The sequence below is a fragment of the Sphingobium sp. LF-16 genome, assembly GCF_003711185.1.
In the GTDB taxonomy this organism is placed as follows: Bacteria; Pseudomonadota; Alphaproteobacteria; order Sphingomonadales; family Sphingomonadaceae; genus Sphingobium; species Sphingobium yanoikuyae_A.
The window spans coordinates 1,002,958-1,027,671 of record NZ_CP029335.1; the positions used below are offsets into that span (position 1 = coordinate 1,002,958).

Annotated in this window: 19 protein-coding genes and 1 pseudogene; 8 read left to right on the forward strand and 12 right to left on the reverse strand. The window is 62.4% G+C overall.

Going from position 1 to position 24,714, the window contains the following annotated elements; genetic code table 11:
- Window positions 1-247: 247 nt before the first annotated feature.
- Together DIZ22_RS04890 and DIZ22_RS04895 are read right to left on the reverse strand one after the other, a co-directional pair.
- Window positions 248-1,687, reverse strand: coding sequence for a HAMP domain-containing sensor histidine kinase (locus DIZ22_RS04890; protein WP_122928002.1), 1,440 nt, complete (start codon window positions 1,685-1,687; stop codon window positions 248-250).
- Window positions 1,684-2,373, reverse strand: coding sequence for a response regulator transcription factor (locus DIZ22_RS04895; protein WP_122928003.1), 690 nt, complete (start codon window positions 2,371-2,373; stop codon window positions 1,684-1,686). Before DIZ22_RS04895 ends, DIZ22_RS04890 begins: the two co-directional genes overlap by 4 nt.
- A gap of 209 nt (window positions 2,374-2,582) precedes the next feature.
- Between DIZ22_RS04895 and DIZ22_RS04900 the strand changes: the two genes are divergently transcribed.
- From DIZ22_RS04900 to DIZ22_RS22165, 4 genes are all read left to right on the forward strand, one after another.
- Window positions 2,583-3,167: a type IV toxin-antitoxin system AbiEi family antitoxin domain-containing protein gene (locus DIZ22_RS04900; RefSeq protein WP_122928004.1), complete on the forward strand. Its 585-nt coding sequence runs from the start codon at window positions 2,583-2,585 to the stop codon at window positions 3,165-3,167.
- A 56-nt stretch (window positions 3,168-3,223) separates the two neighbouring features.
- Window positions 3,224-5,686 carry a TonB-dependent receptor gene (locus DIZ22_RS04905; RefSeq protein WP_122928005.1) on the forward strand — a complete coding sequence of 821 codons (2,463 nt, stop codon included), beginning with the start codon at window positions 3,224-3,226 and terminating at the stop codon, window positions 5,684-5,686.
- Window positions 5,687-5,796: 110 nt separating this feature from the next.
- Window positions 5,797-6,213, forward strand: a complete 417-nt coding sequence (locus DIZ22_RS22160) for a tetratricopeptide repeat protein (protein ID WP_240626805.1) — start codon at window positions 5,797-5,799, stop codon at window positions 6,211-6,213.
- Between the two features lie 54 nt (window positions 6,214-6,267).
- Window positions 6,268-6,486 carry a hypothetical protein gene (locus tag DIZ22_RS22165; protein ID WP_240626806.1) on the forward strand — a complete coding sequence of 73 codons (219 nt, stop codon included), beginning with the start codon at window positions 6,268-6,270 and terminating at the stop codon, window positions 6,484-6,486.
- Window positions 6,487-6,523: 37 nt separating this feature from the next.
- Here DIZ22_RS22165 and DIZ22_RS04915 read toward each other — a convergent pair whose 3' ends face one another.
- A complete protein-coding gene (locus tag DIZ22_RS04915; protein WP_122928006.1) occupies window positions 6,524-7,156 on the reverse strand; it encodes a tyrosine-type recombinase/integrase in 633 nt (210 codons plus the stop codon).
- Window positions 7,157-7,283: 127 nt separating this feature from the next.
- Entirely contained in the window at window positions 7,284-8,177 is an 894-nt protein-coding gene (locus DIZ22_RS04920) for a LysR family transcriptional regulator (RefSeq protein ID WP_122928007.1), read from the reverse strand.
- A 118-nt stretch (window positions 8,178-8,295) separates the two neighbouring features.
- On the opposite strand from DIZ22_RS04920, the gene DIZ22_RS04925 reads away from it, so the two are divergent.
- The 3 genes from DIZ22_RS04925 (at window position 8,296) to htpG (ending at window position 12,630) form a co-directional block, all read left to right on the forward strand.
- Window positions 8,296-9,237, forward strand: a complete 942-nt coding sequence (locus tag DIZ22_RS04925) for an alpha/beta hydrolase (protein ID WP_122928008.1) — start codon at window positions 8,296-8,298, stop codon at window positions 9,235-9,237.
- Window positions 9,238-9,302: 65 nt separating this feature from the next.
- Complete coding sequence (locus DIZ22_RS04930) at window positions 9,303-10,235, forward strand: alpha/beta hydrolase (RefSeq protein ID WP_122928009.1); 933 nt, start codon at window positions 9,303-9,305, stop codon at window positions 10,233-10,235.
- Between the two features lie 508 nt (window positions 10,236-10,743).
- Window positions 10,744-12,630, forward strand: coding sequence for a molecular chaperone HtpG (gene htpG, locus DIZ22_RS04935; RefSeq protein WP_122928010.1), 1,887 nt, complete (start codon window positions 10,744-10,746; stop codon window positions 12,628-12,630).
- Window positions 12,631-13,052: 422 nt separating this feature from the next.
- Here the strand turns inward: htpG and DIZ22_RS04940 are convergent, their stop codons facing one another.
- The 3 genes from DIZ22_RS04940 to DIZ22_RS04950 are packed head-to-tail and all read right to left on the reverse strand — an operon-like array spanning window position 13,053 to window position 14,856.
- Complete coding sequence (locus DIZ22_RS04940; RefSeq protein WP_048939637.1) at window positions 13,053-13,955, reverse strand: dihydrodipicolinate synthase family protein; 903 nt, start codon at window positions 13,953-13,955, stop codon at window positions 13,053-13,055.
- A gap of 18 nt (window positions 13,956-13,973) precedes the next feature.
- A complete protein-coding gene (locus DIZ22_RS04945) occupies window positions 13,974-14,591 on the reverse strand; it encodes a LysE family translocator (protein ID WP_048939638.1) in 618 nt (205 codons plus the stop codon).
- Between the two features lies 1 nt (window position 14,592).
- Window positions 14,593-14,856: an SMR family transporter gene (locus DIZ22_RS04950; RefSeq protein ID WP_048939639.1), complete on the reverse strand. Its 264-nt coding sequence runs from the start codon at window positions 14,854-14,856 to the stop codon at window positions 14,593-14,595.
- Window positions 14,857-15,493: 637 nt separating this feature from the next.
- On the opposite strand from DIZ22_RS04950, the pseudogene DIZ22_RS04960 reads away from it, so the two are divergent.
- Window positions 15,494-15,904 (forward strand): annotated as a pseudogene (locus DIZ22_RS04960) (DNA primase small subunit domain-containing protein); the annotation flags it as partial.
- Between the two features lie 72 nt (window positions 15,905-15,976).
- On the opposite strand, the gene poxB reads toward DIZ22_RS04960, so the two are convergent.
- The 5 genes from poxB to DIZ22_RS04985 all read right to left on the reverse strand — a co-directional run bounded on the left by poxB (window position 15,977) and on the right by DIZ22_RS04985 (window position 24,679).
- Window positions 15,977-17,722, reverse strand: coding sequence for a ubiquinone-dependent pyruvate dehydrogenase (poxB, locus tag DIZ22_RS04965; protein ID WP_048939642.1), 1,746 nt, complete (start codon window positions 17,720-17,722; stop codon window positions 15,977-15,979).
- Window positions 17,723-17,977: 255 nt separating this feature from the next.
- Window positions 17,978-18,811: a formate/nitrite transporter family protein gene (locus DIZ22_RS04970; protein ID WP_240626807.1), complete on the reverse strand. Its 834-nt coding sequence runs from the start codon at window positions 18,809-18,811 to the stop codon at window positions 17,978-17,980.
- A gap of 58 nt (window positions 18,812-18,869) precedes the next feature.
- Window positions 18,870-19,310, reverse strand: coding sequence for a hypothetical protein (locus DIZ22_RS04975; RefSeq protein WP_048939644.1), 441 nt, complete (start codon window positions 19,308-19,310; stop codon window positions 18,870-18,872).
- Complete coding sequence (locus tag DIZ22_RS04980; RefSeq protein WP_107917586.1) at window positions 19,307-21,553, reverse strand: acyl-CoA dehydrogenase; 2,247 nt, start codon at window positions 21,551-21,553, stop codon at window positions 19,307-19,309. The genes DIZ22_RS04975 and DIZ22_RS04980 overlap by 4 nt, the downstream gene beginning before the upstream one ends.
- 174 nt (window positions 21,554-21,727) lie before the next feature.
- The gene (locus tag DIZ22_RS04985; RefSeq protein WP_122928011.1) at window positions 21,728-24,679 is read right to left on the reverse strand and encodes a PAS domain-containing protein; all 2,952 of its coding nucleotides are present in this window, start codon (window positions 24,677-24,679) and stop codon (window positions 21,728-21,730) included.
- Between the last annotated feature and the right edge of the window lie 35 nt (window positions 24,680-24,714).

Here is a 24,714-nt window from a genome sequence, read left to right on the forward strand (position 1 = left end):
GGGAACAGAAGGGCGGCTCACCACTCGTATGAGAATGGAGAAGCCGACCCTAGTCGGTCATTCGGGAAGAAATTTTGGAAGCCCAGTTCCGGACCGTCAGCTATTGAAGTTTCCGTTTGATCATGTCCAAAAAAATAGCGGATTGTGGATAAATAAGTCGTGATGAATCGCAAATTTGGCAGCCACTCCGCTGGCTGCTGCAGCAACCACAGATGCTTCACGATATCATTTTTGTCTCTAAACGCGACTAGTCGACAGTTCGTTGAGCGATCTGTTCCGGCCCGTTGCCGCTGCCAGGAGCGCGCCTGACGTTCGCAATTGGAAATTGGAGCATGATCGTAAGGCCGCGCGTGGGCGACTTTGCTCCGACCCTCCCATGATGCGCATGCACAATCGCCCGCACCATGCTGAGACCGAGGCCGTGACCGCCCTTTGAACGACTGGGGTCCAGCCGGACCAGCCGTTCGAATATCTTCTCCTGATCCTTTTCCGGAACCCCATGCCCATCGTCTGCTACAGTGAGGATCACGCGCCCTTCAAAGCGATGAAGTGAGAGTGTCGCGCTCGCGCCTTTGCCTGCATGGGCTAGGATGTTTTCCAGCAGATTGGCGACTGCGCGCTTGAGCAATTGCGCATCGCCCAGCACCTCTACTGCCTGCAGGTCCACCGTCAGATCGCGACCATCATCGTCGAAGGCCGGCCGATAGGCATCGACGACATCGGTCACCACCTCGTCCAATCGTAATCCGACAAAGCGTTTCCGGGCTGCAAAGCCGCGCACTTCGGAAACCCCCAACAGGCCAGCGAACAGGTCAAGCAGCGCGTCGATGTCGACCATGGCGCGTTCCGCCGATCGGCTGGTGGCCGGCTCGTTCGTCGCTGTAGCGAGCCGCTCCATATCCTGGCGGATGCGGCCGAGCGGGGTGCGCATGTCATGCGCAAGATCACTTGATACCTGCCGCAGGGACCCCATCAGTTCCTCGATCCGGCCGAGCATCTGGTTGAGGATGGTCGATATCCGGTCGAACTCGCTGCCCGATCCATCGACCGGCACCCGGCGGGCATAGTCGCCTTCGATGATCCCCTGCGCCGTGCCGCTGATCAGCACCAGCCGGCGGCGGACCAGCCGGCCAAAGGCGATGGTGCTGAACGTGCCGGTCAGCAGGATCACGCCCAGGCCGATCATCACCACGAACAGGATACGATCATCGGATCGGTGCAGTGCCGAGCGATCGGCTGCAATGACGAGCTGGCCGCCATCGGGCAAGCGCCGGCTGAGCGCCTGTGCCTCTCCGATCGAGCCATCGGGATGGCGGATGGGCAGAAACTCGCTCCAGCCGTCAGCCGGCATCTTGGGGATGAGATGTCCGGCAATCCGGCGCCCTTCGGCATCGGCCAGCGCGTAGAGCATCATTCGCCCGTCGCCGCCGGTCTCGGCCAGATAACCGGTGCCACCGGTGGTGGCGCCGTCACGGGCACGCACGACCTGCGCGAGCTGGGCTGCGCCGTTCGACGCATGGAAATCCAGCAGGGCATCCATCTCGCGCTCGATGCGATGGTCCATCTGCGCCTCGATCTCGTGATGCGAGATCAGGATAGCGGCCACGCCCAGAATCAGGATGACCAGGCCCGATACCGTCGCCGACAGGATCGACAGCCCTCTTATAGTGCGCGGGAGAAGGGTCATTGCGCGCTGCTCAACACCATATAGCCCGATCCCCGGACCGTGCGGATCGCATCCTCGCGCCCGCCCTCGTTCAGCTTGGTGCGCAGTCGGCTCATATGGGTTTCGACGATATTGGTCTTGGGATCGAAGCCGAAATTCCACACTCGATCGAGCAACATCGTCCGCGTCACCGGCCGGTCCGGGTTGCGCAGCAGGAATTCGAGCAGGCTGAACTCACGCGGCTGCAGTTCGACCGGGCGGTCGCCGCGCCGCACCGTGCGCCTGAGCAGGTCCATTTCGATGTCGGCGACGCGCAGCAGCGCCTGGAAATCGCCGCGATCACCCGGCGGTGGACGGCGCGCCAGCGCGCCCAGTCGAGCCGTCAGTTCGGCAAAGGCAAAAGGCTTGATCAGATAATCGTCGGCGCCGCCTTCCAGCCCCGCCACCCGGTCCTCGATCCCGGCCATGGCCGACAGGATGATCGCCGGTGCCTGGCATCCGGCTTCGCGCGCCAGCCGCAACATGGTGAGGCCATCGAGCCCCGGCACCATCCGATCGAGGATCAGGATGTCAAAGGCCTCGCTCAGGGTCCGCGCCAGGGTAGCCTTGCCGTCGCTCTCCGCGACGACGCAATGCCCCAGTTCCTTCAGCCCGCGGGCCAGATAGTCCCGCGTGTCCCGATCATCTTCCAGCAGCAATATTCGCATCGCGTCCAACTAGTCTTGCCCTCCCTCCATGGCGCACCGCTCGCCCCGATGATCATTGGGGTTTCTATACCATTTCCCAATGTTGCCCGATTTGATGGACCTGCGAACGCCTATCAGTAAACAGGCGCCGTCTGCGAGTCATTATTATTAGCGCTCGCAACAGCCGATCATGAAGGACGGGACGCCATGAAGCGCAGGAGGCAAGGGTCATGAAGTTCACGCGCTTGCTGGCCCGTCGCACGGCGCCCGAACGGCAGGTCATCGCGGCGCTGCGCGGCCGACTGCCAGCCCGGCTCGCAGCCTTGCCCGAAGCAGGATCGGACTTCGTCGCGCTGGTCGATCTTGCCGCCCAGCAGGGCGTACACTGCTTCGCCCTGCAATCGCCGTTCGTCAGCGATGGCGAGGTCGAGTTGCTCGCTTTGTTGGGCAGTGCGCAACGCCGTGCCCTTGTCGGCATAAGGGATGACAGAAAGGACGCGCCAGAACGGCTGCTCCGCTGCGGCCTGCTGCTGCGCGATGCCGGGATATGGTTGCCCGTGGCGCAGGCCGGCACCGACAAGGCATCGTCCGCTCTCTCCATGTCGCGCCCGGAGCAGGCCGGGCTGGCGCGCGCCCGAGCACTGTCCCTTGCCCGTTCACGGCAGGTGGCCAGCACCGGCGACTTCATCGGCATCGGCATCTCGCGCCAATATGTCAGCCGCCTCTGCAAGGAGGGGCATCTCCAGCGCGTCCGCCATGGCTGGTATCGCGCGGCGCCCATCGCCGCCGAAATGCGCCTCCATCACCATTCCTGACCCATGGGACCGGCACCAGCCGGCCCATTCACAACAGCAGAAAAAGGGGATTATCCGTGAACCTGAATGACACGCGCGATCGCGCATCCACCAGCTTTTTGGCGCTGAGCTGCGTCGGCCTGTTTGCCACGGCCGCGCCGGCCATCGCCCAGTCGAACGACCAGCAAAATGGCGCCGAGGGCCAGAAGCTGGGCGGTGTCGTCGTCACCGACACGGCGATCGACGAGGAAGGCTACAAGGTCGACAAGGCGGACTCGCCGAAATTCACGGCGCCGCTGGTCAACACCCCGCGGTCTGTGACGGTCATCCCGTCGCAGCTCATTCACGACACCGCGTCGGCCTCCCTGACCGAAGCGCTGCGCACGGTTCCAGGCATTACGCTGGGCGCAGGCGAAGGTGGCAATCCGCTGGGCGACCGCCCCTTCATCCGCGGCTTCGATAGCCAGGCCAGCACCTATCTCGACGGTGTGCGCGACATCGGCGCGCAAAGCCGCGAAGTGTTCGCGGTCGAACAGATCGAGGTGGTCAAGGGTTCGGACAGCTCAATGGGCGGTCGCGGCAGCGCTGGCGGATCGATCAACCTGGTGTCGAAGGCACCCAAGGCCGACCGCTTCATTGCCGCCAGCGGTAGCCTGGGCAATGCCGAGTATAAGCGCGCGACGATCGACATCAACCAGCCGATCAACGAATTTGTCGGCGTGCGCCTGAATGCGATGTGGCATGACCAGGACGTTGCCGGTCGCGACGCGATCTGGTCGAAGCGCTGGGGCGTTGCGCCCTCGCTCAAGCTGGGCCTCGACGGCCCGACCAGCCTGACCATCGGCTATTATCATCTTCACACCGAAGAGCTGCCGGATTCGGGTATTCCCTATCTCTACACCATCGGCAATGCCCCGGCCGGCGTGACGGAGACCGGCCCGGCACAGGATTTCACCACGATCGGTGGCAAGGAAATCAGCGTCCCGCGCGGCGCTTATTATGGCCTCAAGGATCGTGATTTCCGCGACACCAATGTCGACAATTTCACCATCCGCGCCGAACATGATTTCGGCGGCGTGACGCTGCGCAACACCACCCGCTACGGTCGCAGCACCCAGGGTTATGTCTGGACCCAGCCCGACGACCAGCAGGGCAATGTCTATGGCACCAACGCCGCCAATGCGGCGACCGCGGGCGGTCTGGTCTGGCGTCGCACCAACACCCGCTATTCCAAGACCGACGGCCTGCTGAACCAGACCGACCTGTCCGGTGAGTTCAGCATCGGCGGGATCAAGAACAGCTTCTCGGCATCGGTGGAGTTCAGTCAGGAAAAGGCGGCGAACGGCACCTATGTGTCCAACGCCGCGACCGGTGCCGCGATCGCCAGCGGTTCGAGTGTCAGCCCGCGCTGCTCGACCGCGATGCTGGCCCGCTATAATTGCACGACCGTCGACAATCCCAATCCCAGCGATCCCTGGATCAGCTATGCCAGCGACAGCTCGACCGTAACGGCCGATATCGTGCGCAGCGCGCCCAAGACCTGGACCCTGTCGAAGACCACGACGCAGGCTGCGTCCTTCTTCGACACCATCACCATCACCGATCAGCTGCTGATCAACCTGGGCGGCCGTTTCGACCGCTACAAGACCAGCGTCAGCCCAGGTCTGGCCGCAACCTCGACCGCCAACCGCTCCTTCTATGAGCGTGAGGATGATCTGTGGAACTATCAGGCCGGCATCATCTTCAAGCCGACCGAGAATAGCAGCCTCTATGCCTCGGCCTCCAGTTCCGCGACGCCGCCCGGCGCCTTCCTCGCCAATGGCAGCGAGGGCAATGCGCTCAACACCACCTCGCAGGCGCTGACCGACGCGCTGAAGGTCGAAAAGACCAAGTCCTACGAGATCGGCGCCAAGGCCAACCTCTTCGGCGACGCCCTGTCGCTGACGCTGGCCGCCTTCCGCACCGAGACCAAGAATGCCCGCGCCACCAACGATGCCGGCACGGTCGCCTATATCGGCGAGCGCAAGATCGAGGGCATCGAACTCGGCTTCAACGGCAATATCACGCCGGAATGGAACGTGTTCGGCGGCTATACCTATATGGACTCGGAGATCGTCGATGGCGGTTCGACGGTCACGACCGTCAACGGCGTGTCGATCGCCGCACCGAGCGTGAATACGGGCAAGCAATTCCCCAACACGCCCAAGCACAGCCTGACCGCCTTCACCAATTACAAGATCACCCCGGCCTTCACCATCGGCGGCGGCGCGATCTACATGGCGAAGGTCTATGGCGGCTATTCCGATACGCGCACCATCAGCAATGGCGCGGTCGTCATCACCAAGGAACTGGCCCGCATGGTGCCCAGCTATTGGCGCTTCGACGGCAATGCATCCTATGCGTTCAGCGATGCGGTGAGCCTGCAGGTCAACGTCAACAACGTCTTCAACAAGCGTTATTATGACAAGGCCTATGCCGCCCATTATGCCAATCAGGCCGCCGGCCGCACGGCGATCGCGACGCTTAATGTCAAATATTGATCCGCTGGCCCACCCGGCTGATTGATGATGGCCCGCCTCGCAAGGGGCGGGCCATTGCATGGAACAGATGATGCAGACCCAGCCCAGACTGATGACCATGACTGATGACCATGACTGACGACGAACGCGTCGCCGCGCTTGCCGGCCCACCCCAAAATGTAGCGCCGCTACTGCTGGAAGCGGCGCAGGCCGGTCATGGCGAAGCGCAGTTGCTGGTTGGGCAATTATGCCTGGACGGCAAGGGGCTGGAACGCGATCCGGTCGCAGCGTTGGGCTGGTTCGGGCTGGCGGCGCAAGGCGGCAATGTCATGGCAATGAACATGGTCGGCCGCTCCTGCGAACATGGATGGGGCACTGGCGTGAACAAGGCCCTGGCAGCCCAATGGTATGGCGCAGCGGCTGACCAAGGGCTGGACTGGGCCCTCTATAATCTCGCGACGCTCCATGCCCTGGGCGAGGGCGTGCCACAGGATCGGGCACGAGCGCTCGCCCTGTTCCGGCAGGCCGCAGCCGTGGGCCACGCCTAGTCGATCAACATGATCGGCAGCTTCTACGAGGATGGCTGGGCCGTCGATCGGGACATGGAACAGGCCGCCGATCATTATCGCCGTGCGGCCGAAGGCGGCGACTTTCGCGGTCAGTTCAACCATGGGCGGATGCTGGCCGCGAATGGGGATGAGCAAGGCGCCCGCTTCTGGCTTGACCGTATGCAGGAAACGGCGACGCCCGCCTTCCTGGCCAAGGCGGAAAACTGGATTCGCAAAAATCTGCAAAACGGGCGCGTAGCCGCCGCAGTGTAAGTCCTGGCTCCTCGCAGTGGCAAGGAGCCAAGCAATCTCAGATTTCGGTGCCCTCTGCCAACGTCAAAGCGTCCTCCACATCCACACCAAGGTATCTAACCGTGCTTTCGATCTTCGTGTGCCCAAGCAAAATCTGGACAGCGCGGAGGTTTCCGGTCGCCTTGTAGATGATCGATGCCTTGGTCCGCCGCAGAGAGTGGGTACCATAATCCTCACTGGGCAAGCCAATTCCGGTGACCCACTCATCGACAAGGCGGGCATATTGCCTTGTGCTTATATGGGTTGAGTGATCGGTGCGGCTGGGTAATGCAAAATCCTCCAGCGATCCACGCCGCAGCTCGAGCCATTTGAGCAGGCTGGCGCGAGCATCGTCCATCAGTTCGAACTGAACCGGCCTGCCGGTCTTTTGCTGAACGACAGTGGCTCGTGTTCGAATTTTTCGATCACAAACGATATCGCTGATCCTGATCTTCACCAAATCGCAGCCTCGAAGTTTACTATCGATGGCGAGGTCAAAGAGGGCCCGGTCCCGGACCCGTCCATGCTGATCGAGAAAGAAGCGGATCGCCCAGATCTGGCGAGGTTTGAGCGCTCGCTTCGCACCAACCTTACGTCCGGCGTTCCACGATATCCGCTCGCGAGCGGCGGGATCAAACTCGGATAATCCCATGACACATCTCCTGCGGCCATGATGGCCGCAGGAAGAACGCTTCAGAGTAGGCCCGACCCACGCCGGACGCTCAGCTCCTAATTTTCGCGGACCGGATGCAGACCTTCCGCTTATTCGCATCTAGAGCTTAGCCGCGGTAACGTACGGCTTCGACAAACAGCTTGAAAGCGGCGGAGGCATGCCGCCGGTTGGGATAATAAAGCTGATAGCCCGGCAGGTCGGGCGTGAACTTGCCCAGAACCTGGATCAGTCGCCCGGCATCAAGATCATCCTGCACCTGATCGGTCGGCAGATAGGCGAGACCGTGACCATCGAGCGCCGCAGCACGGACGAGTTCAATCGTCGTCAGCACCAGCGGTCCGCCGACTCGCACCTTCGCCTCCCGCCCGCCGCGCATCAGACGCCAGGCCAAGGGCGCCCGAGAACCGGGCAAGCCCAGATTGATGGCGCGATGATCGACAAGGCCGGCCGGAGACGCCGGCGCGCTTCGTCCGGCGAAATAGGCGGGCGCGCCGACGATCGCCATTGGCACATCCGCGCTGATGCGAACCGCAATCATGTCCTTGGCGATCTCGCCGCCCAACCGAACACCGGCGTCGAACCGATCGGCCACCACATCCGCGAGCGCATAGTCGATCGTCAGTTCAACCGTGACATCCGGATTTTCAGGGAGGAGCTTGCGCATCGCTGGCAGAAGGATCGTCTTGGCGGCATGCTCCACCGTCGTCACGCGGATCGTGCCCGATGGCCGATCCCGCAAATCCCCCAGCGACGCAATGGCGCCGTCCAGATCATGCAACATTGGCCCCAGCGTGGCGATCAACCGTTCCCCCGCCTCTGTCGGGGCGACGCTGCGCGTGGTGCGGGACAGGAGGCGCATCCCAAGCCGCTCCTCGATCTTGCGCACGATCTGGCTGAGCCCCGATTGCGCCATGCCCAGGCGTGCGGCCGCCTTGGTGAAGCTGCGTTCTTCCGCAACGATCACGAATGCCGCCAGATCAGCGATCTCATCGCGCCTCATTCATCACTCCAGTGATAGGACCAAGCAGTATTGCCTGTCTAATCCACGCAATCGGCAGGGTCTATATCTCCCTTATCGGCAGACGGTCCCCCGTCGCCAGCCCCGAGGAGACCGAGACATGAGCAAGATCAGCTTCGCCAATTCGAACAACCCGTCGATAGCCATGTCGGCCGTCATCAACCTGCCCGAAGGCTTTGATGAATCCCGGCGCTATCCGGCGATCGTCGTTTCGCATCCGGGCGGCGGGGTGAAGGAACAGACGGCCGGCACCTATGCCCGCAAGCTGGCGGAGCAGGGCTTCGTCACGATCGCCTTCGACCGCTCCTATCAGGGCGAAAGCGGTGGCGATATTCGTCAGCTGGAAAATCCCCATATCAGCACCGAGGATGTAAGCGCGGTCATCGATCATCTGACGACGCTGCCCTATGTCGACCGGGACCAGATCGGCGCGATGGGCATCTGTGCCGGCGCCGGCTACACGGCCAATGCCGCGATCCAGGATCGCCGGATCAAGGCGATCGGCACGGTCAGCGCGGTCAATATCGGCTCCATGTTCCGCAATGGCTGGGACAATATGGTGAAATCGATCGACGCGCTGCCCTATGTCGAGGCCGGCTCGAGCGCCCGCACCGCCGACGCCGAGGGCAAGGGCCATGCGACCATGCCGCTGGCACCGATGAACGAGGCGGATGCGCCGAACGAGGAGCTTCGTCAGGCCTGGGAATATTATCATACGCCGCGCGCCGAATATCCCACCGCGCCCGGCTTTGCGACGTTGCGCAGCCTGAACCAGATCATCACCTATGATGCCTATCATATGGCCGACGTCTATCTGACCCAGCCGATCCAGATCGTCGCCGGCAGCATGGCGGGCTCGAAGTGGATGAGCGATGATCTTTATGATCGCGCGGCCAGCACCGACAAAGCGTTCCATGTCGTCGAGGGCGCCAATCATATGGACCTCTATGATCGCGAAGCCTTTGTCGACGAGGCTGTGTCTGTCCTTGCCCCGTTCTTCACGGCCAAGCTGATGGCCGCCGTGACCGAACCCGCCGAGTAATCGCGCAAGCAGGCGCCGGGAGCATTGCGCTCCCGGCACCCCCATCTTTCCCGAGGAAAATGATCATGGAAAGCGTTCAGATCCAGAACCGCGACATGGCCTGGCACATCGCCGCCAACATCCTGTTCCCGCCAAATTTCGATGCCGCAAAGAGCTGGCCGGCAATCATCGCCGTCCACCCGTTCGGCAGTTGCAAGGAGCAGACGTCGGGCAATGTCTATGGCAAGGCACTGGCCGAACAGGGCTTCGTCGTCATCGCCTATGACGCCAGCTTTCAGGGCGCCTCGGGCGGCGAACCGCGCTGGATCGAGGATCCGACCCAGCGGGTCGAGGATATCAGCCATGTGATCGACTATGCCGTGACGCTTTCCTATGTCGATGCCGACCGGATCGGCGTGATCGGCGTCTGTGGCGGGGGCGGCTATGTGCTGAACGCCACCCTCACCGAAAAGCGCATCAAGGCGGTCGTGGCGATCACGCCCGTCAATATCGGCCGCCTTTTCCGCGAGGGGTTCAGCAATTATGATCCTCTGGGCGCGCTCGATGCCATGGCCACGCAGCGGACGAAGGAAGCGCGCGGCGGCGAATTGCAGGTCAATGAATTGCTGCCTGCCAGCCCCGAAGCTGCCAGGGACGCGGGCCTCACCGAGCGCGATGTGTTCGAGGCGACCGATTATTACAAGACCCCGCGCGGGCAGCAGCCGGGCGGCTGGACCCGGATGCTGTTCAGTCATGCGCAGAATACACTGGGCTGGGACGCCTTCGCCTTTGCCGAGATGCTGATGACGCAGCCGATGATGGTGGTGATCGGCCAGAAGGTGGGGGCATTCGGCGCCTATCGCGACGGGATGGAAATCTACGGTCGATCGGTCGCCTCTAAGGATCGGCAGCTCGTCGCGCTGGAGGACTGGTCGCATTATGACCTCTACGACAAGCCGGAGCCGGTCGGTCTGGCGCTCGACAGGCTGGTGCCGTTCTTCAAGACTCATCTGGGCTGAGCCTGAGGGCCATGATCGATAGCGGGGCATCGATCATGGCCCTAGGCCCGGCCCCGACCCTTCTGAGACATTCACGGTCGAATTTCTCGTTCCCGAATCCAGTCAGTCCGCTTCTTCATGCTAGCACGGGAAAAAGGTGCTGCCGGGCAGCGTTCTTCATGGCGTCGGTAAAGGCGTGAAGGGATAATGTATGAAACCCCTGGGCCAAACCCTAACAAGCAAGACCGAGCAATCCCCGGGTGTCGCGGCGTTCCCAGAATGAGCCTGCCCTGACGCTAATGAACAAGGCTTCATCCAGGGAACATCAGCATGCCCATTGTGGCGTTGAGGCGTAAAGATACCAGCCCAACGTTGCTGTGAATCAAAGGTAGCGAGGAAGTGCTGGCAGGCAAAGCTTTCAAAAGGAAGGGCCAAGATAGAGCCTGCTTTCAAACCAACCTCTTGAATGGAAATCGCATTCGATCCATCTGACCGTCGCACAGTCTGCCACATGAGAGAGCGAAGACCCATGACGACCGACACCGTGAGCGCCCCTGAGACGCATGCCTTCGAGGCAGATGTTTCGAAGTTGCTGCACATGATGGTGCACTCGGTCTATTCCGACAAAGACGTGTTCCTGCGCGAGTTGATCTCCAACGCCGCCGACGCGTGCGAGAAGCTGCGCTATGAGGCAATTTCCAATCCCGCCCTGTTCGGCGATGATCCCCAGCCGCGCATTACGCTGGTGCTCGACAAGGAAGCCGGGACAATCGTCGTCGAGGACAACGGTATCGGCATGAGCGCCGCTGATATGGGGGAGACTTTGGGCACGATCGCGCGCTCGGGGACCAAGGCCTTCATGGACAAGCTGACCGCTGACAAGAATGGTGAAGGCCAGCAATTGATCGGCCAGTTCGGTGTCGGCTTCTATTCCGCTTTCATGGTGGCGGGGAATGTTGATGTCGTGTCGCGGCGTGCAGGAACTGATAAGGCCGCCAGTTGGTCGTCGGACGGCCTCGGGTCGTACACGATTGCGCCAGTCGACAAGGCGGAGGCGCCAGCGCGCGGTACGCGGGTGACACTGCATATGCTTGATGATGCCAAGACCTATGCCGAGCGTTACACGGTCGAGCGGATCGTGAAGGCGCAGTCAGGCCATGTCCCCGTGCCTATCTTCATCAAGGAGGTGGGCAGCGAGGAGGAAGAGCGGCAGGTCGCTGATGGGGCGGCACTTTGGACCAAGGCAAAGTCGGATATCAGCGAAGAGGATTATGCCGACTTCTACCGTAGCGTCGCGGGCCAGTTCGATAAGCCCGCGCTTACGCTACATTATCGCGCGGAGGGGCGGCACGAGTATTCTGTGCTAACCTTCATTCCCGAAACCAAGCCATTTGACCTGTTCGATCCCGACCGCAAGGGCCGGATCAAGCTCTATGTCCGCCGCGTCTTCATCACGGACGAGGCGGAAGTCCTGCCTCGCTACCTGCGCTTCGTGCGGGGTCTTGTGGACTCAGCTGACCTGCCGCTCAACATGTCGCGCGAAATGATCCAGGACAGCCCGGTGTTGTCCGCGATTCAAAAGGGGGTGAGCAACCGCATCCTTTCGGAACTGGACAAGATCGCAACCAGCGATGCAGACCGCTATGGTGCGATCTGGGAGAATTTCGGGGCCGTGCTCAAGGAAGGCCTCTATGAGGATTTCGAGCGGCGAGCGCAATTGCTAGGCCTAGCCCGGTTCAAGACCAGCACCTCGAACGGCGAGTGGCGCTCGCTCAAGGACTATGCGGCCTCACTCAAGGACAACCAGACCGCGATCTATTATGCGACCGGGACCGATCTCGACCGCATCGCCCAATCGCCGCAGCTCGAGGGCTTCAAGGCGCGTGGGATCGAGGTTCTTTTGCTCCCTGACCAGGTCGACAGCTTCTGGACGACCGTTGGCGCGGATTATGACGGCAAGCCCTTCAAGTCGGTGACCCAGGGCGCCACCGACCTCAGCCTGATCCCGCTGGCTGAAGGCAGCGCAGCGACGAACGCGCCGAGCGAGGAGGTGAACAGCTTCATCAGCTTTGCTAAGGACGCCCTGGTCGAACATGTGTCCGATGTCCGCGTTTCCGACCGGTTGACGACCAGCGCCGTCTGCATCGTCGCGTCGGAAAGCGCGATGGACCTGCAGCTTGAACGGATGCTGGCCGCAGCCGGGCAGGCGCCCGAGCGGCCGAAGCCGGTATTGGAAGTCAATGCCGGCCATACGCTCATCGCGAAACTCGGCCAGACCGGGGCCAGCGACAAAGAGCGGAGCGACCTCGCCTTCCTGCTCCTCGACAAAGCGCGCATCGCCGAAGGTCAGCCACCCGCCGATCCTCGCGCTTTTGCAGAACGGCTGGAGCGGTTGATGGCGAAATCGCTGAACTGACGCGTCATGCCCCGACAGCGAAGTTTGCACTTGTCCAAGGCCAGGCCCTGAAAAGCTAGGCCGAAGGCGGGAATAAGGGTGCCGATCGTTTGGCTCGTGAATGGGAGCGGTCGGCACTGGTAGTCATCGTAGCGTCAAATGCCAGACCCGGCCGTTAAGACGCCTTCCTGTTACGACCCATCCAAGACGCTCAGCACCGATTTTGCCGTTCTCAGGTGCGGTCCTTCCGCTTTCTCGTTCTGGATGCCCATGCCTGGCCGACTGCTGATCGGAAGCTCCAGGATGGCAACAGGAGCCACGCTGCCGGTCGCCTTTTGGGTCGCCGCTGGACTTGGCGGGATGATAGAAATTCCGCGCGTCGCCGGATGATCGTTTATGCTAACATTAGGATCATCGTCGAATGGGCGTTGTATGCCGAAATTTCACCTTGCAGCCGAGACCATGCTGTCAATCGCAGCCGGTAGCTCATCCAACTGATCCAGGCCAACGTAGCCTTGCACCGGCAGCGGGGCGGTCCCGACATTCAGCCCGAGGATTTCCGCGATCCCATAGATAGTGCGCAGGCTACCGTACTTTTCAAAGAGCGCCCACATGGGTGCGCAAAGCGCCTGCAGCCGCGCAGTTTCCTTAGCATCGCCCGCCATCGCAGCCTGCGTGAGGCAGATTGCCGGCTCCGGCAGCACGCCGGCAACGACGCTGTGCCAGGCATCGGCGCCCGCCAGGAATGCCGGTGCCGCGCACCAGTCACCGCTGTAGCCTATCCTGAAGTCCTCCGGCATTCGGGCTCGAAGCTGCTCCATCTCGTCGGCGTAGGCTCTATCATCGCGGGGCGGCATCTTCACCGCCGCGATACCCGGTACATGTGCGAGATCGACGATCAGGTCGTGCGAGAATTTGAAATTCGTCGTGCCCGGGTTGTTGTAGATGCAGAGCGGCAAATCCGTCGCCGCAGCGACCGCCTTGAAATGGTGCTCGACTTCTCTGGCGGACAACTGCGCGTAGGACATTGGCGCAAGGAGAAGCCCGCTGGCACCGGCGCTTTGTGCGGCAACGGCAAGTTCGCGCGACCAGCTTGTTCGCAACGCGCCGATACCTGCTACCACGGGCACACGGCCGGCAGCCGCTTCCACTGCGGCTGATACAGCACGATTGCGCTGCTCCCGATCCAGGTAGGCATAAGCGCCCGTGCTACCCAGAACGCTCACTGAATCGACGCTTGCTTTAGCAAGGCGATCGACGAGAACACCGAGAGCGTCCGTATCGACAATGCCGTCTTCGTTTGCCGGCGTCGGCGGGAATGCGGAAACGCCCTTGAAAATAGTCATAACGGATAACCCAATCTACTATCGGCCGAAGAGCAGGCGCACGCCGGCGCCAGCGAAAACTGTACTGAGCGCTCCATCGATCCAGCGTCGAGCTCTGGCATAGCCTTTGATCATCGGCAGCGTCGAAAACAGCACGGCATAGCCAAAGAAGATTAGCACCCCGAGAAGGACGCAGCCGCCAAAGGCCAGGACCAGGTGCTCAGTAGAGGCATGTGCTCCGGCGCCGAGGGACATGAGGGCAACCCAGGCGAGGATCGCCTTCGGATTCCCGACGTGCATGAACACTCCGCGCCGATACATGGCGCCAAGATTTTCCTCTCCTGCGGAAATCACCAAGGGCGCCGCATCCGCTTGCATGGCTGACCGGGCGGACTTGAAGGAAAGCCACAGCAGGTAAAGACCGCCAGCGAACTTCAGGATCGCGAGTGCCTGTGCATAGCGAATGACCAGCGCTGCAAGCCCAGTCACGGCGATTAGACCCCACGCGAACGACATCGTCACCACGCCGGCTGCCATCGCCGCAGCAGGTCTGCGTCCATGCCGCATGGCAATTCCCATGATGCCCATGGTACTGGGGCCGGGGCTGCCTGCGGTCAGGATATAGGCGCCGTACACGAGGAACAGATCATTCCACATGTTAAGCGGTCGCGAAGAACTTGGTGCCGACGACGCCGACAACAACGAGAAAAATAAAGACCATCTGCACCGGATTCAATCGTTCCCCGAACAGGATCACGCCCATGACGGCGACCCCGACTGCGCCAAGACCGGTCCATACCGCATAGGCCGTACCTGCCGGAAGTGTCCGCATGGCGAAGGCCAGCAGCCCCACGTTGACGAAGTTCAGGATGATGGGGAAAGATGCCGACGTCCAGCTTCCCTGCGTCGCCGCCCATTTCATGCTAAGCGCCCATGGATCTGGATCGCCGGCGGGACAGGAATCCTGACGATAGCTGTCCTTCTGCTTGCAAACCGTATGTCAAGCTGATGACGGCTTTGCTGCCTTTTATCCCTGCAGTGCTGGGGATGTCCCTGTTGGCGTTGTCGATGCCCAAGCATTATCACGATCAGGTTGGAAAGCAGCCGTCTGGCGTCACACCACTGGCTTTCCGGATAGCTGGATGGCTTCTTACCGTCATTTCCCTCGCGTCAGCGATCGCGATCCAGGGGCGCGCGATAGGCCCGATCCTTTGGCTAGGACTTCTCACTGTAGCGGCACAGGTTGTCGCGCTGATTCTCACTTGCCGGGTCAGGTGGCGGCAGATTTGATACCGGATGACTAGCGGTCGCTGCTGCGAGCTGCCCAGCAGCCATGCGCCCATCGAAGCCGTTCTATCGGGAAAATGGTGCGCCCATGAGCGGCCAGTCCGCTTACCACCGGGGCTGGGACTTTGCTGCCTTTTGCGAGAGATGGATCGAAGGCAGAATTGGTAGAGAGCCGTCATACGGCGTTTGCCCTGCTGGCATCGTATAGCGGGACTTCTCGATGGAAAACCCGGGACACTTCTCACCGGGGCACTTCTCAGTGGAAATCAACAGACATCGGCCTCGTCTCCTTTGCCATGCTCTCGGGCGGCAAGGGCGCGCATGTCGTGGTGCCGCTGACGCCTGGGCACGACTGGGATACCCACAAGGATTTCGCCTCCCGCTTCGCCCAGGCGCTCAGCACGGCAGAGCCCGACCGCTTCGTTGCGACCATGAGCAAGGCGAAACGCAAGGACCGCATCTTCATCGACTGGCTGCGTAACCAGCGCGGCAGCACGGCGATCCTGCCCTATTCTGCGCGCGCTCGGCCGGGTGCCCCGGTCGCGGTCCCGATCGACTGGGACGAGCTTGCCGACATGAAGGACGCGCATCCCTTTGATATCGACGATGCTGTTATCCTCTTGAAGAGGGCGAAAGGCTTGAAGGGGCGGGGTTTCGCGGTACAGGGCCTCCCGGAAATATGATAGCGGTGGCTGCGAATGGCCAGTGGCGCCGCCTTCTACCTTGGCGGCGCCGCCCAAATCTTCGCGCGCTACTCAAAATAGTTTTCGCAGCAGTCCGGCATTGGTCTTGCCAAGTTCGATGATGGCATCGCCGCGGCCGCTCATGATCGCCTTGGCCATATAGAGGGTGAAGCCTTTCATCTGTTCAAGCGTGACCTTGGGCGGGAGCGACAGTTCGGTTCTCGCGGTGACGGCATCCAGCAAGGCCGGGCCGGGATGCGACAGAACGTCCCGCATCGCGCTGTCGAGATCGCCGGGATCGCTCACCCTTACGCCATGGATGCCGATGCTACGGGCCATGGCGGCAAAATCCGGATTGTCGAGCGCGACACCTGTCTCGACGAGACCGGCCGCCTTCATTTCCATCTCGACAAAGCCCAGGGTGCCGTTGTTGAAAAGGATGATCTTCACGGGAAGGTCGAGTTGCCGCAGGGTCAGTAGCTCGCCCATCAGCATCGCAAGGCCGCCATCGCCCGACAAGGTGACGATCTGCCGATCGGGATAGGAGACTTGCGCGCCAATGGCCTGCGGCAGCGCGTTGGCCATCGATCCATGGTTGAAGGAGCCAAGCAGCCGGCGACGGCCATTCATCTTGAGATAACGGGCCGCCCAGACCGTCGGCGTGCCGACGTCGCAGGCAAACACCGCGTCGTCGCTTGCCTGTTCGCTCAGAACCCGCGTGACATGCTGGGGATGCAGGATCCCGCCCGGCTTGCCGTCGGCAAGCTCGTCCAGTCCCTCACGCGCCCTGGCATAATTGTCTTTGGCTGAAGCAAGGAAGGCGGTGTTGCGACCGCCTTTCAGCAAGGGTAGAAGGGCTTCGATCGTCGCACCGACATCCCCCACCAGCCCCAGATCGATCGGTGTCCTGCGTCCCAGATTTTCAGGGCGCATGTCGATCTGCACGACCTTCGCCCTGGTCGGATAGAATTGACGATAGGGAAAATCGGTGCCGAGCATCAGCAGGAGATCGCAGGCCATCATCGCCTCATAGCCCGACGAGAAGCCGATCAGGCCGGTCATGCCCACATCATAGGGATTGGCATGTTCGACCCATTCCTTGCCGCCCAGCGCGTGAACGATGGGCGCCTGGAGCGCACCGGCAATCTGCAGCAATTGGGTATGGGCATCCCTGCAGCCTCGCCCGGCAAGGATCGTGACGCGCCCCGCATCGTTGAGCAGGGTCGCCAGTTTCTCGATCTCGCGGGGCGCCGCGTGGATCAGGGGCCTGGCGGGCAGGAGCGCGTCGATTGATCGCGCGAGTTTTCCCTCGGCGGCCTGCAGCGCCACGTCGCCCGGAATCGATACGACCGCAACGCCGCGATGCCCTACCGCAGCACGTATGGCCGTCTCGAGCGTCCGCGGCATCTGGTCAGGATCGGAAATGGTCTCGCAATAGACGCTGCAATCCCTGAATAGGGCTTCAGGCCTGGTTTCCTGAAAATAGTTGGAGCCTATCTCGGCACTGGGGATCTGAGCCGCGATGGCGAGGACGGGAACACGGGTGCGATGGCAATCATAGAGGCCGTTGATCAGATGCATGTTTCCTGGGCCACAGGACCCCGCGCAAACGGCCAGTTCGCCGGTCAGTTGCGCCTCCGCACCGGCGGCAAATGCGCCTGCCTCCTCGTTCCGAACATGGATCCAGTCGATCTTGCCCTGACGCCGCAGGCTTTCGGTGATGCCATTGAGGCTATCGCCCACCACGCCATAAATTCGTTTCACCCCAGCCAGGTGGAGCGTCTGGGTGAAGAGGTCGGAAACAGTCATTCTGGACATTGGTGAGCTCCAGGCAAGGCATCAGGATTTCGGGGCCTCTCCTGGCACGGACCGTTGCATTGGATGTCCCCGCCTCGCACCCGCGCCGTCCTTCCAACACAAGAGCCAAGCGATCGTTGCGTGGCTCGACGGCCCATGCGGCCATCATGCCGAGCCAGGCTTCCAACGGGTATCATTCCGCCCGCGGCAGGCGCCTCCATCCGACCTTTTCTGTGGGATGCCAATCGCCCTGGCGGCCATGCCGGCGTCGCCCCCTCATTCGGTCAGGTCGCTTCTCATCTGCCCATGGGCCAGGACCGCGAACAGGCCGCTGCCACCGATGATGTTGCCGATGAGCGCAGGCAGAGAGAAGCCGAACCAGGCCTGCTGGAAACTGACCTCGCCGCTCAGCCAGAGGAAGCTGATCTGGGACGAGCCGGTGACGACATGCGAAAAGCCGCCGAGGCCGATGACATAGGTCAGGAGGAAGATCACCCAGAATTCGCTGCCTTTGGCATTGGGCAGGGCCCAGGCAATCGCGGCCATGATGAAGCCCGCCGGAATGCCGAGCGTCAGGGTTTTCGACCAGTCCTGCCATTCGAGCTTGGCGAGAATATCCAGCGCCACGATGCGCTGTTCATGCGTGATGATGACCTCACCGGCCATCAGCGCGCTCACGAGCGTGACGCCGACAAGGTTCCCCGCCAGCACGCAGCCCCACAGGCGCGCGAGCCGGCCCAGATTGCCAAGGCTCGGACGGGTCGCGACCGGCAGCACCGCTGTGACCGTGCTTTCGGTAAAGAGCTGCAGCCGCCCCATGATCACGATCAGATATCCGACCGGATAGCCCAGCAGGTAGATGAGGGGCGCCCAGTCTGTGTCGGGCAGCCTTGCCCGCAGGAACAGTTCTGACATGAGCGACAGGGTGATCGCGAGGCCGGCGGCCAGGCCAGAAAGCAAGAGCGCGAGGATCGGTCGATCCAGCTCCTCCTCGCCCTGGAGCCGCACGACCTCATGGACGACCTTTGCCGAACCCGTGCTACGCTCCTCGACATGCGCGGCCTCTTCTGCGTCAAGATCGGGGTGCGGGCTATCCTTGGCTTCATGCATCTGGACCATTCCCCTATCTGCCGAGATGACGCCTGCCCTGGTCGCCGCTTTCCTGTCCTTACTGTCCGGCACTGCGCAGGGCCCCCAGGATGAGCGCACGGTAGCTATGCTCCCTGACGCCATGGGGCGCATCCAGCCCCATGCGCTCGAGCGCGGCGAATTCCGCTTCGTCGGGCTGACCACCGCGCAGGCCGCGGGCAACCAGAGCGGCCAGCTGGGCGGGCCTTGCCGCATGGTCTGCCAGATATTGCATCACCCGCAGCAGCTGCAGCTCGATCCGCGTAAAGTCCGTGCCGAACGGGAAGGGCGGAAATGTCGCGGTGGGCAGGACCGCGTCGATCCGCTCGGGCAGATTATCCCTGTGCGCTTCGGGAATGTCCCAGTCGATCTCTATCTTGCCCCCGAACCGTGCCTTCAGATCGACAGGCGTGAAGGGAGCGCCGCGCGCTTTCGGAAAAGGCGTGCGGGTGCCATCGACAATATCGACCGCCCGGCTCATTCGGCGGCCTGCGCTACGTCCGATGCAGCGGGATTGCGCCGCAGATCTTCGGGTGCGAAATCATCCACGGCGATGACGTCCGCGACCGCGCGATCGGCCTCTTGGAGCTGCGCCAGTTCTGCGCTCGACAACAGGCCGCGCTCGTGCGCCTTGGCCCAATCCTTGATCCGCGCCTTGCGCAGCCGGTCGTGGATCGGCTGGGTATCGACCATCAGGCGAAAGGCTTCGGTCAGGCGGGCGATGGGTTCTTCCGGGCCGCCGATGAAGACATTATCGATCAGCCGTTCGCGCGCTGGGCAGGGCTCCAGGATGATCTGCGCGCACTGACGGATGGTCCGGTCGGTCGGGCCATGGCGACGGCGGCCGAACGGCAGGATGAACAGGCGCAGCATCCAGCCGACGGGCCGTGCGGGAAAATTCTCGATGATCTCGACGAACCTTTGTTCGATCGTGGCAAAGCCGCTGTCCATGCACCAGGCGAGCAGGGGAAGGTCATCATCCTGGCGCCCTTCATCCTCCCACCGCTTGAGCGCGCCGGACAGAAGATAGAGCTCCGACAGGATGTCGCCCAGCCGGGCGGACAGGAGCTCGCGCCGCTTGAGCTCACCGCCCAAGGTCATGAAGGCAATGTCGGATATGAAGGCAAAGGCCGCGGCATAGCGGCTCATCTGGCGATAATAGCGGGTCGCGCGTCCGGCCTTGGGTGCTGGCGCAAACAGGCCGCCGGTCCAGTTGCGCGCGAAGGCCCGGATCGCGGTCTTGAGCGCGTGGCCGACATGCTTCCACAGCACATCGTCGAACTGCGCCAGCGCCCGCCCGCGATTGGCATCGGCGACCGCGCGGATTTCCTTGAGCAGATAGGGGTGGGAGCGGATTGCGCCCTGGCCGAACACCATCAGGCTGCGGGTGAGGATATTGGCGCCCTCGACCGTGATCCCGACCGGGATCGCGCGATACTGGTTACCCAGATAATTATTGGGTCCGTCGATCACGCCCTTGCCACCATGCACGTCCATCGCGTCGTTGATGACGGTCCGCATGCGTTCGGTCGCATGCAGCTTGAGGATCGAGGAAATGACGGCGGGGTGGTTCCCCTGATCGAGCCCCGCGCAGGTAAGGCGGCGCGCGCCATCGAGCAGATAGGCATTGGCCGCGATCCGCGCCAGCCGCTCCTGTATCCCCTCGAACTTGCCGATCGGCAGGTTGAACTGGGAGCGCACCCGCGCATAGGCACCGGTCGTATGGGCCGCAAAGGCGCCGGCGGCGGCAGACAGGGAAGGCAGGGAAATGCCCCGGCCGGCTGCCAGCGCGCTCATCAGCATTTTCCAGCCCTGGCCGACGCGATCCGGGCCGCCGATGATGTTGTCGAGCGGGATGAACACGTCATGGCCCTCATTGGGGCCGTTCTGGAAACTCTGCATCGAGGGGATATGCCGGCGCCCGATCGACACGCCGGGCAGGTCGGTGGGGACCAGCGCGACCGTGATCCCGATCTCCTCCTGCCCGCCCAGCAGATGGTCGGGATCGCGCAGCTTGAAGGCGAGGCCGAGCAAGGTCGCGACCGGACCCAGGGTGATATAGCGCTTGCGCCAGTTGAGGCGGATGCCCACCACCTCCTCGCCATCCCACTGACCCTTGCAGATGACGCCTTCGTCGACCATCGCGGCGGCATCGGAGCCGGCTTCCGGGCTGGTCAGGCCGAAAGCAGGAATTTCGCGACCATCCGCCAGCCGCGGCAGCCAGTAGCGCTGCTGCTCCTTCGTCCCGAAGCGCAGGATGAGTTCGCCCGGTCCCAGGCTGTTGGGAACCATGGCGGTGACGGCCGCGGACACGGATCGGGTCGCGATCTTGCGGACAATCTCGCTATGAGCGAAATTGGAAAAGCCAAGGCCGCCATGTTCCTCGGGAATGATGATCCCGAAGAATTTTTCCTGCTTGAGATAGTCCCAGGCTTCCTGCGACAGGTCGTGCGTTTCCCAGGTCATGCGCCAGTCGTCGATCATGCCGCACAGCTGTTCGACAGGGCCATCCATGAAGGCCTGCTCCGTATCAGTCAGCCTGGCGGGCGGCACGGCAAGAAGCTGATCCCAATCCGGATTGCCGGTAAACAGGGCCGCGTCCCACCAGCTGTTGCCGGCTTCGATCGCTTCGCTCTCCGTAGCGGAAAGGGCGGGCAGGGCTGCCTCGACGAGGGAGAAGATCGGGCGGGTCAGGATTTCACGGCGGGCGTTGGCAAGCATCATCTCTGTCCTTTTTGCTTGCCCCATGAACGCGGAAGACCCCGCACATGATCCGTCGTCTGTGGAAGTCGTTGCTGGACGCTGGCCGCAAAATGGCAGTCGCCAACCGGAGGCCGGCTAGCGCTGTTGGTGATGCTGTCGACAGGTGCGTTGGCTGATTGGTCGTGGCCTGAAGGATCAGGGCAGCATGTCGCCAATTCTCTTGGCCAGCGCGTCCATTGCGAAGGGTTTGGTCACCAGCGCCATGTTCGGCGCCAATTGTCCGTTACCGATGACGGCATTTTCAGCATAGCCGGTAATGAACAGGATCTTGAGATCGGGCAGGAGGCTGAGCGCGGCATCGGCCACCTGGCGACCGTTCATGCCACCGGGTAGCCCCACATCCGTGATCAGCAGATCAAAGGCTGCACCATTTTGCAGCAGCCGCATGGCGCCTGGACCATCCATTGCCTCCTGCACATCATAGCCCAGTTCCTGCGCAATCTCGACGACGAGGAGGCGTACCGTGGGTTCATCATCGACCACCAGGATACTGCCCCGTTTCATCGCCTTGTCGGCTGCCATCGCGGGCAGGAGGGGGGGCGGGGATGCATCGTCACTCCCTTCGTCCTCCATGAAATGGCGGGGCAGATAGATGCACATGGTCGTGCCCGTGCCGATCTCGCTATAGATCCGCACATGCCCGCCGGACTGGCGGGCAAAACCATAGATCATGGACAGGCCAAGGCCGGTGCCTTCGCCCATCGGCTTGGTCGTGAAAAAGGGATCGAAGGCGCGCGAAATCACCTCGGGCGTCATGCCCGTGCCGGTGTCGGTCACGCAGATCGAGACATATTGGCCCGGCTCCAGATCCCGTTCGCGCGCGGCCATGTCGTCCAGCCACTTGTTTGCAGTCTCGATCGTGATGCGTCCCCCGTCCGGCATTGCGTCGCGCGCATTGATGCAGAGATTGAGCAGCGCATTTTCAAGCTGGTTGGGATCGACCAGGGTCGTCCAGATACCGGCCTTGCCGACCGTCTCGACCTCGATCTGTGGTCCCACCGTGCGCCGGATCAACTCTTCCAGATCGAAGATCAGCCGGTTGGAATTGACCGGCTTGGGATCAAGCGTCTGCCGGCGGGAGAAGGCGAGCAGGCGATGGGTGAGCGCCGCGGCGCGGCGTACGGCGCCCTGGGCGGCGACGGAATATTTGTCGATTTCGCCGACCCGGCCCTGCGCTATGCGTATCTGCATCATTTCCAGGGCGCCGGAAATGCCCGTCAGCAGATTGTTGAAATCATGGGCAAGGCCACCCGTCAACTGGCCGACCGCTTCCATCTTCTGCGACTGGCGCAGCGCTTCCTCCGCCCTGTCGCGCTCGGCCGTCTTGGTCTCGACCTCCTCGGCAAGCCTGCGGCGATCCTCCTCAAGCTGCCGCTCGATCGCCTTGCGGGCGGACATGTCCTGCATTGCGCCGACCATGCGCAACGGTTCCCCGGCAGGACCGCGTAGGACATAGCCGCGATCGAGGACATCGGCATAGCCACCGTCGCCGCGGGCGAAGCGATATTCGTCGGTCCAGTCGGTGCCTTCGCCATCGATCACCGCATGGATGCTGTCGTTGATCCGCTGTCGGTCATCCGGGTGGATATGGTCCAGCCACCATTCGCCGGTCGGTTCGACATTTTCGAGCCTGTGGCCATAGGCATGTTCAAGGGCGATGTTCCAGGTCACATGATCGTCGCGGAAATTCCAGTCCCACACCGCATCATTGGTGGCCCGACCGGCAAGGCGCAGCCGCTCCTCCACTTCCCGCAAACTGGCCTGCGCCTGACGGTCGGCAGTGACGTCCTGCACGGTACCGATAAGGCGGATCGGGGCCTGGCCCTCGAACATCGCCAGGCCCTGGGCATGGATGTGCCGCTCGCCGCCATCCTCGATCCCGATCGTGCGATACTCGGTGTCGAAAATGCCGGTGCCGGCCGGATCGAGCGCGGCGCGCACCGCTGCATCGGCCCCTTCGCGATCATCAGGGTGCAGGCCGGCCAGAAAGGCGGTTTCATAGCTGACGGGGGCGCCGGGATGCAGGCCGAAGAGGGCGCGACAGCGATCGTCCCATTCAAGCTGTCCGGTCTGCGGCCAATAGTCGAACTGACCAAGGCGGGCCGCGCGTGTCGCGAGTTCCAGCTTTTCCCGGCTTGTGGCCAGAGCTTCGCGCGAAAGATGCGAGGCCGTTACATCGGTGGCCGTGCCGAACCACTCAAGGATATTGCCGTCATCGTCGAGGATGGGGACGGCGCGGGACGCTGTCCAGCCAATAGCGCCATCGGCCTGGCGTACGCGATGCTCCAGCATGAAGGGCGCCCTGGCTTCGAGAGCGCGGGCGATCGCAGCCATAACCATCGGCTGGTCATCCGGTGGGATGTAGAGCTCAAGCCAGCGAACCGATGGCGCCTGCGTATCGATCAGGAAACCGCGGCCATCGAGCTGGCGCATTTCCTGCCAGTCGGCGCTCATCTGGTATATGGCGTCGGACGTCGCGCCGACCAGAGCGCTGAAGCGCGCCTCGCTTTTCTCCAGCCGGGACTGTTCTTCCGCGATCCTACGGGCATCGGCAAATTTCTGCGTGACGTCCACCGCGACGTCGAGAACCCCTGCAATCTCCCCCGCGTCGTTGCGCAGCGGGCTGTAGCAAAAGGTCCACCAGGTGTCCTCGGCATAGCCATTGCGGGTCATGACGAGATGCATGTCTTCGACCGAGACCGTCTCGCCGCCAAGCGCCCGGTCGATCAGGGGCGAAAGCTCATGCCAGATCTCGGGCCAGACATCGCGCATCGGCTGGCCAAGCGCCGATGGATGACGGGCTCCGAGGAAGGGCGCATAGGCATCATTGTACAGGAAGATCTGTGCTTCACCCCAGGCAATGAACATCGGAAAATCCGATGCGAGCACGAGTTCGACCGTGGTGCGCAGCGAAATAGGCCAGCCCGCCCTGTCTCCCAACGCCGTCTGTTTCCAGGGGAAGGATGCCACCCTGGCCTTGAGCGATTCCGCGGGCGCAGGCGCCGGAGAAAAGATGGAAGCCATGACATCGGGGTAGGGCGACTTGGCTATGCTGTCATCGGGCACGATGGGTGTGCTTCCTTTCATTTCGCGCCCTTAACGTAATCGCGCCCGATTTGATC

Coding starts and splice junctions, on each gene's coding strand:
- DIZ22_RS04890 (WP_122928002.1), bottom strand. CDS start 1,687: ATGACCCTTCTCCCGCGCACTATAAGAGGGCTGTCGATCCTGTCGGCG.
- DIZ22_RS04895 (WP_122928003.1), bottom strand. CDS start 2,373: ATGCGAATATTGCTGCTGGAAGATGATCGGGACACGCGGGACTATCTG.
- DIZ22_RS04900 (WP_122928004.1), top strand. CDS start 2,583: ATGAAGTTCACGCGCTTGCTGGCCCGTCGCACGGCGCCCGAACGGCAG.
- DIZ22_RS22160 (WP_240626805.1), top strand. CDS start 5,797: ATGACTGACGACGAACGCGTCGCCGCGCTTGCCGGCCCACCCCAAAAT.
- DIZ22_RS22165 (WP_240626806.1), top strand. CDS start 6,268: ATGGAACAGGCCGCCGATCATTATCGCCGTGCGGCCGAAGGCGGCGAC.
- DIZ22_RS04915 (WP_122928006.1), bottom strand. CDS start 7,156: ATGGGATTATCCGAGTTTGATCCCGCCGCTCGCGAGCGGATATCGTGG.
- DIZ22_RS04920 (WP_122928007.1), bottom strand. CDS start 8,177: ATGAGGCGCGATGAGATCGCTGATCTGGCGGCATTCGTGATCGTTGCG.
- DIZ22_RS04925 (WP_122928008.1), top strand. CDS start 8,296: ATGAGCAAGATCAGCTTCGCCAATTCGAACAACCCGTCGATAGCCATG.
- DIZ22_RS04930 (WP_122928009.1), top strand. CDS start 9,303: ATGGAAAGCGTTCAGATCCAGAACCGCGACATGGCCTGGCACATCGCC.
- htpG (WP_122928010.1), top strand. CDS start 10,744: ATGACGACCGACACCGTGAGCGCCCCTGAGACGCATGCCTTCGAGGCA.
- DIZ22_RS04940 (WP_048939637.1), bottom strand. CDS start 13,955: ATGACTATTTTCAAGGGCGTTTCCGCATTCCCGCCGACGCCGGCAAAC.
- DIZ22_RS04945 (WP_048939638.1), bottom strand. CDS start 14,591: ATGTGGAATGATCTGTTCCTCGTGTACGGCGCCTATATCCTGACCGCA.
- DIZ22_RS04950 (WP_048939639.1), bottom strand. CDS start 14,856: ATGAAATGGGCGGCGACGCAGGGAAGCTGGACGTCGGCATCTTTCCCC.
- poxB (WP_048939642.1), bottom strand. CDS start 17,722: ATGTCCAGAATGACTGTTTCCGACCTCTTCACCCAGACGCTCCACCTG.
- DIZ22_RS04970 (WP_240626807.1), bottom strand. CDS start 18,811: ATGCATGAAGCCAAGGATAGCCCGCACCCCGATCTTGACGCAGAAGAG.
- DIZ22_RS04975 (WP_048939644.1), bottom strand. CDS start 19,310: ATGAGCCGGGCGGTCGATATTGTCGATGGCACCCGCACGCCTTTTCCG.
- DIZ22_RS04980 (WP_107917586.1), bottom strand. CDS start 21,553: ATGATGCTTGCCAACGCCCGCCGTGAAATCCTGACCCGCCCGATCTTC.
- DIZ22_RS04985 (WP_122928011.1), bottom strand. CDS start 24,679: ATGAAAGGAAGCACACCCATCGTGCCCGATGACAGCATAGCCAAGTCG.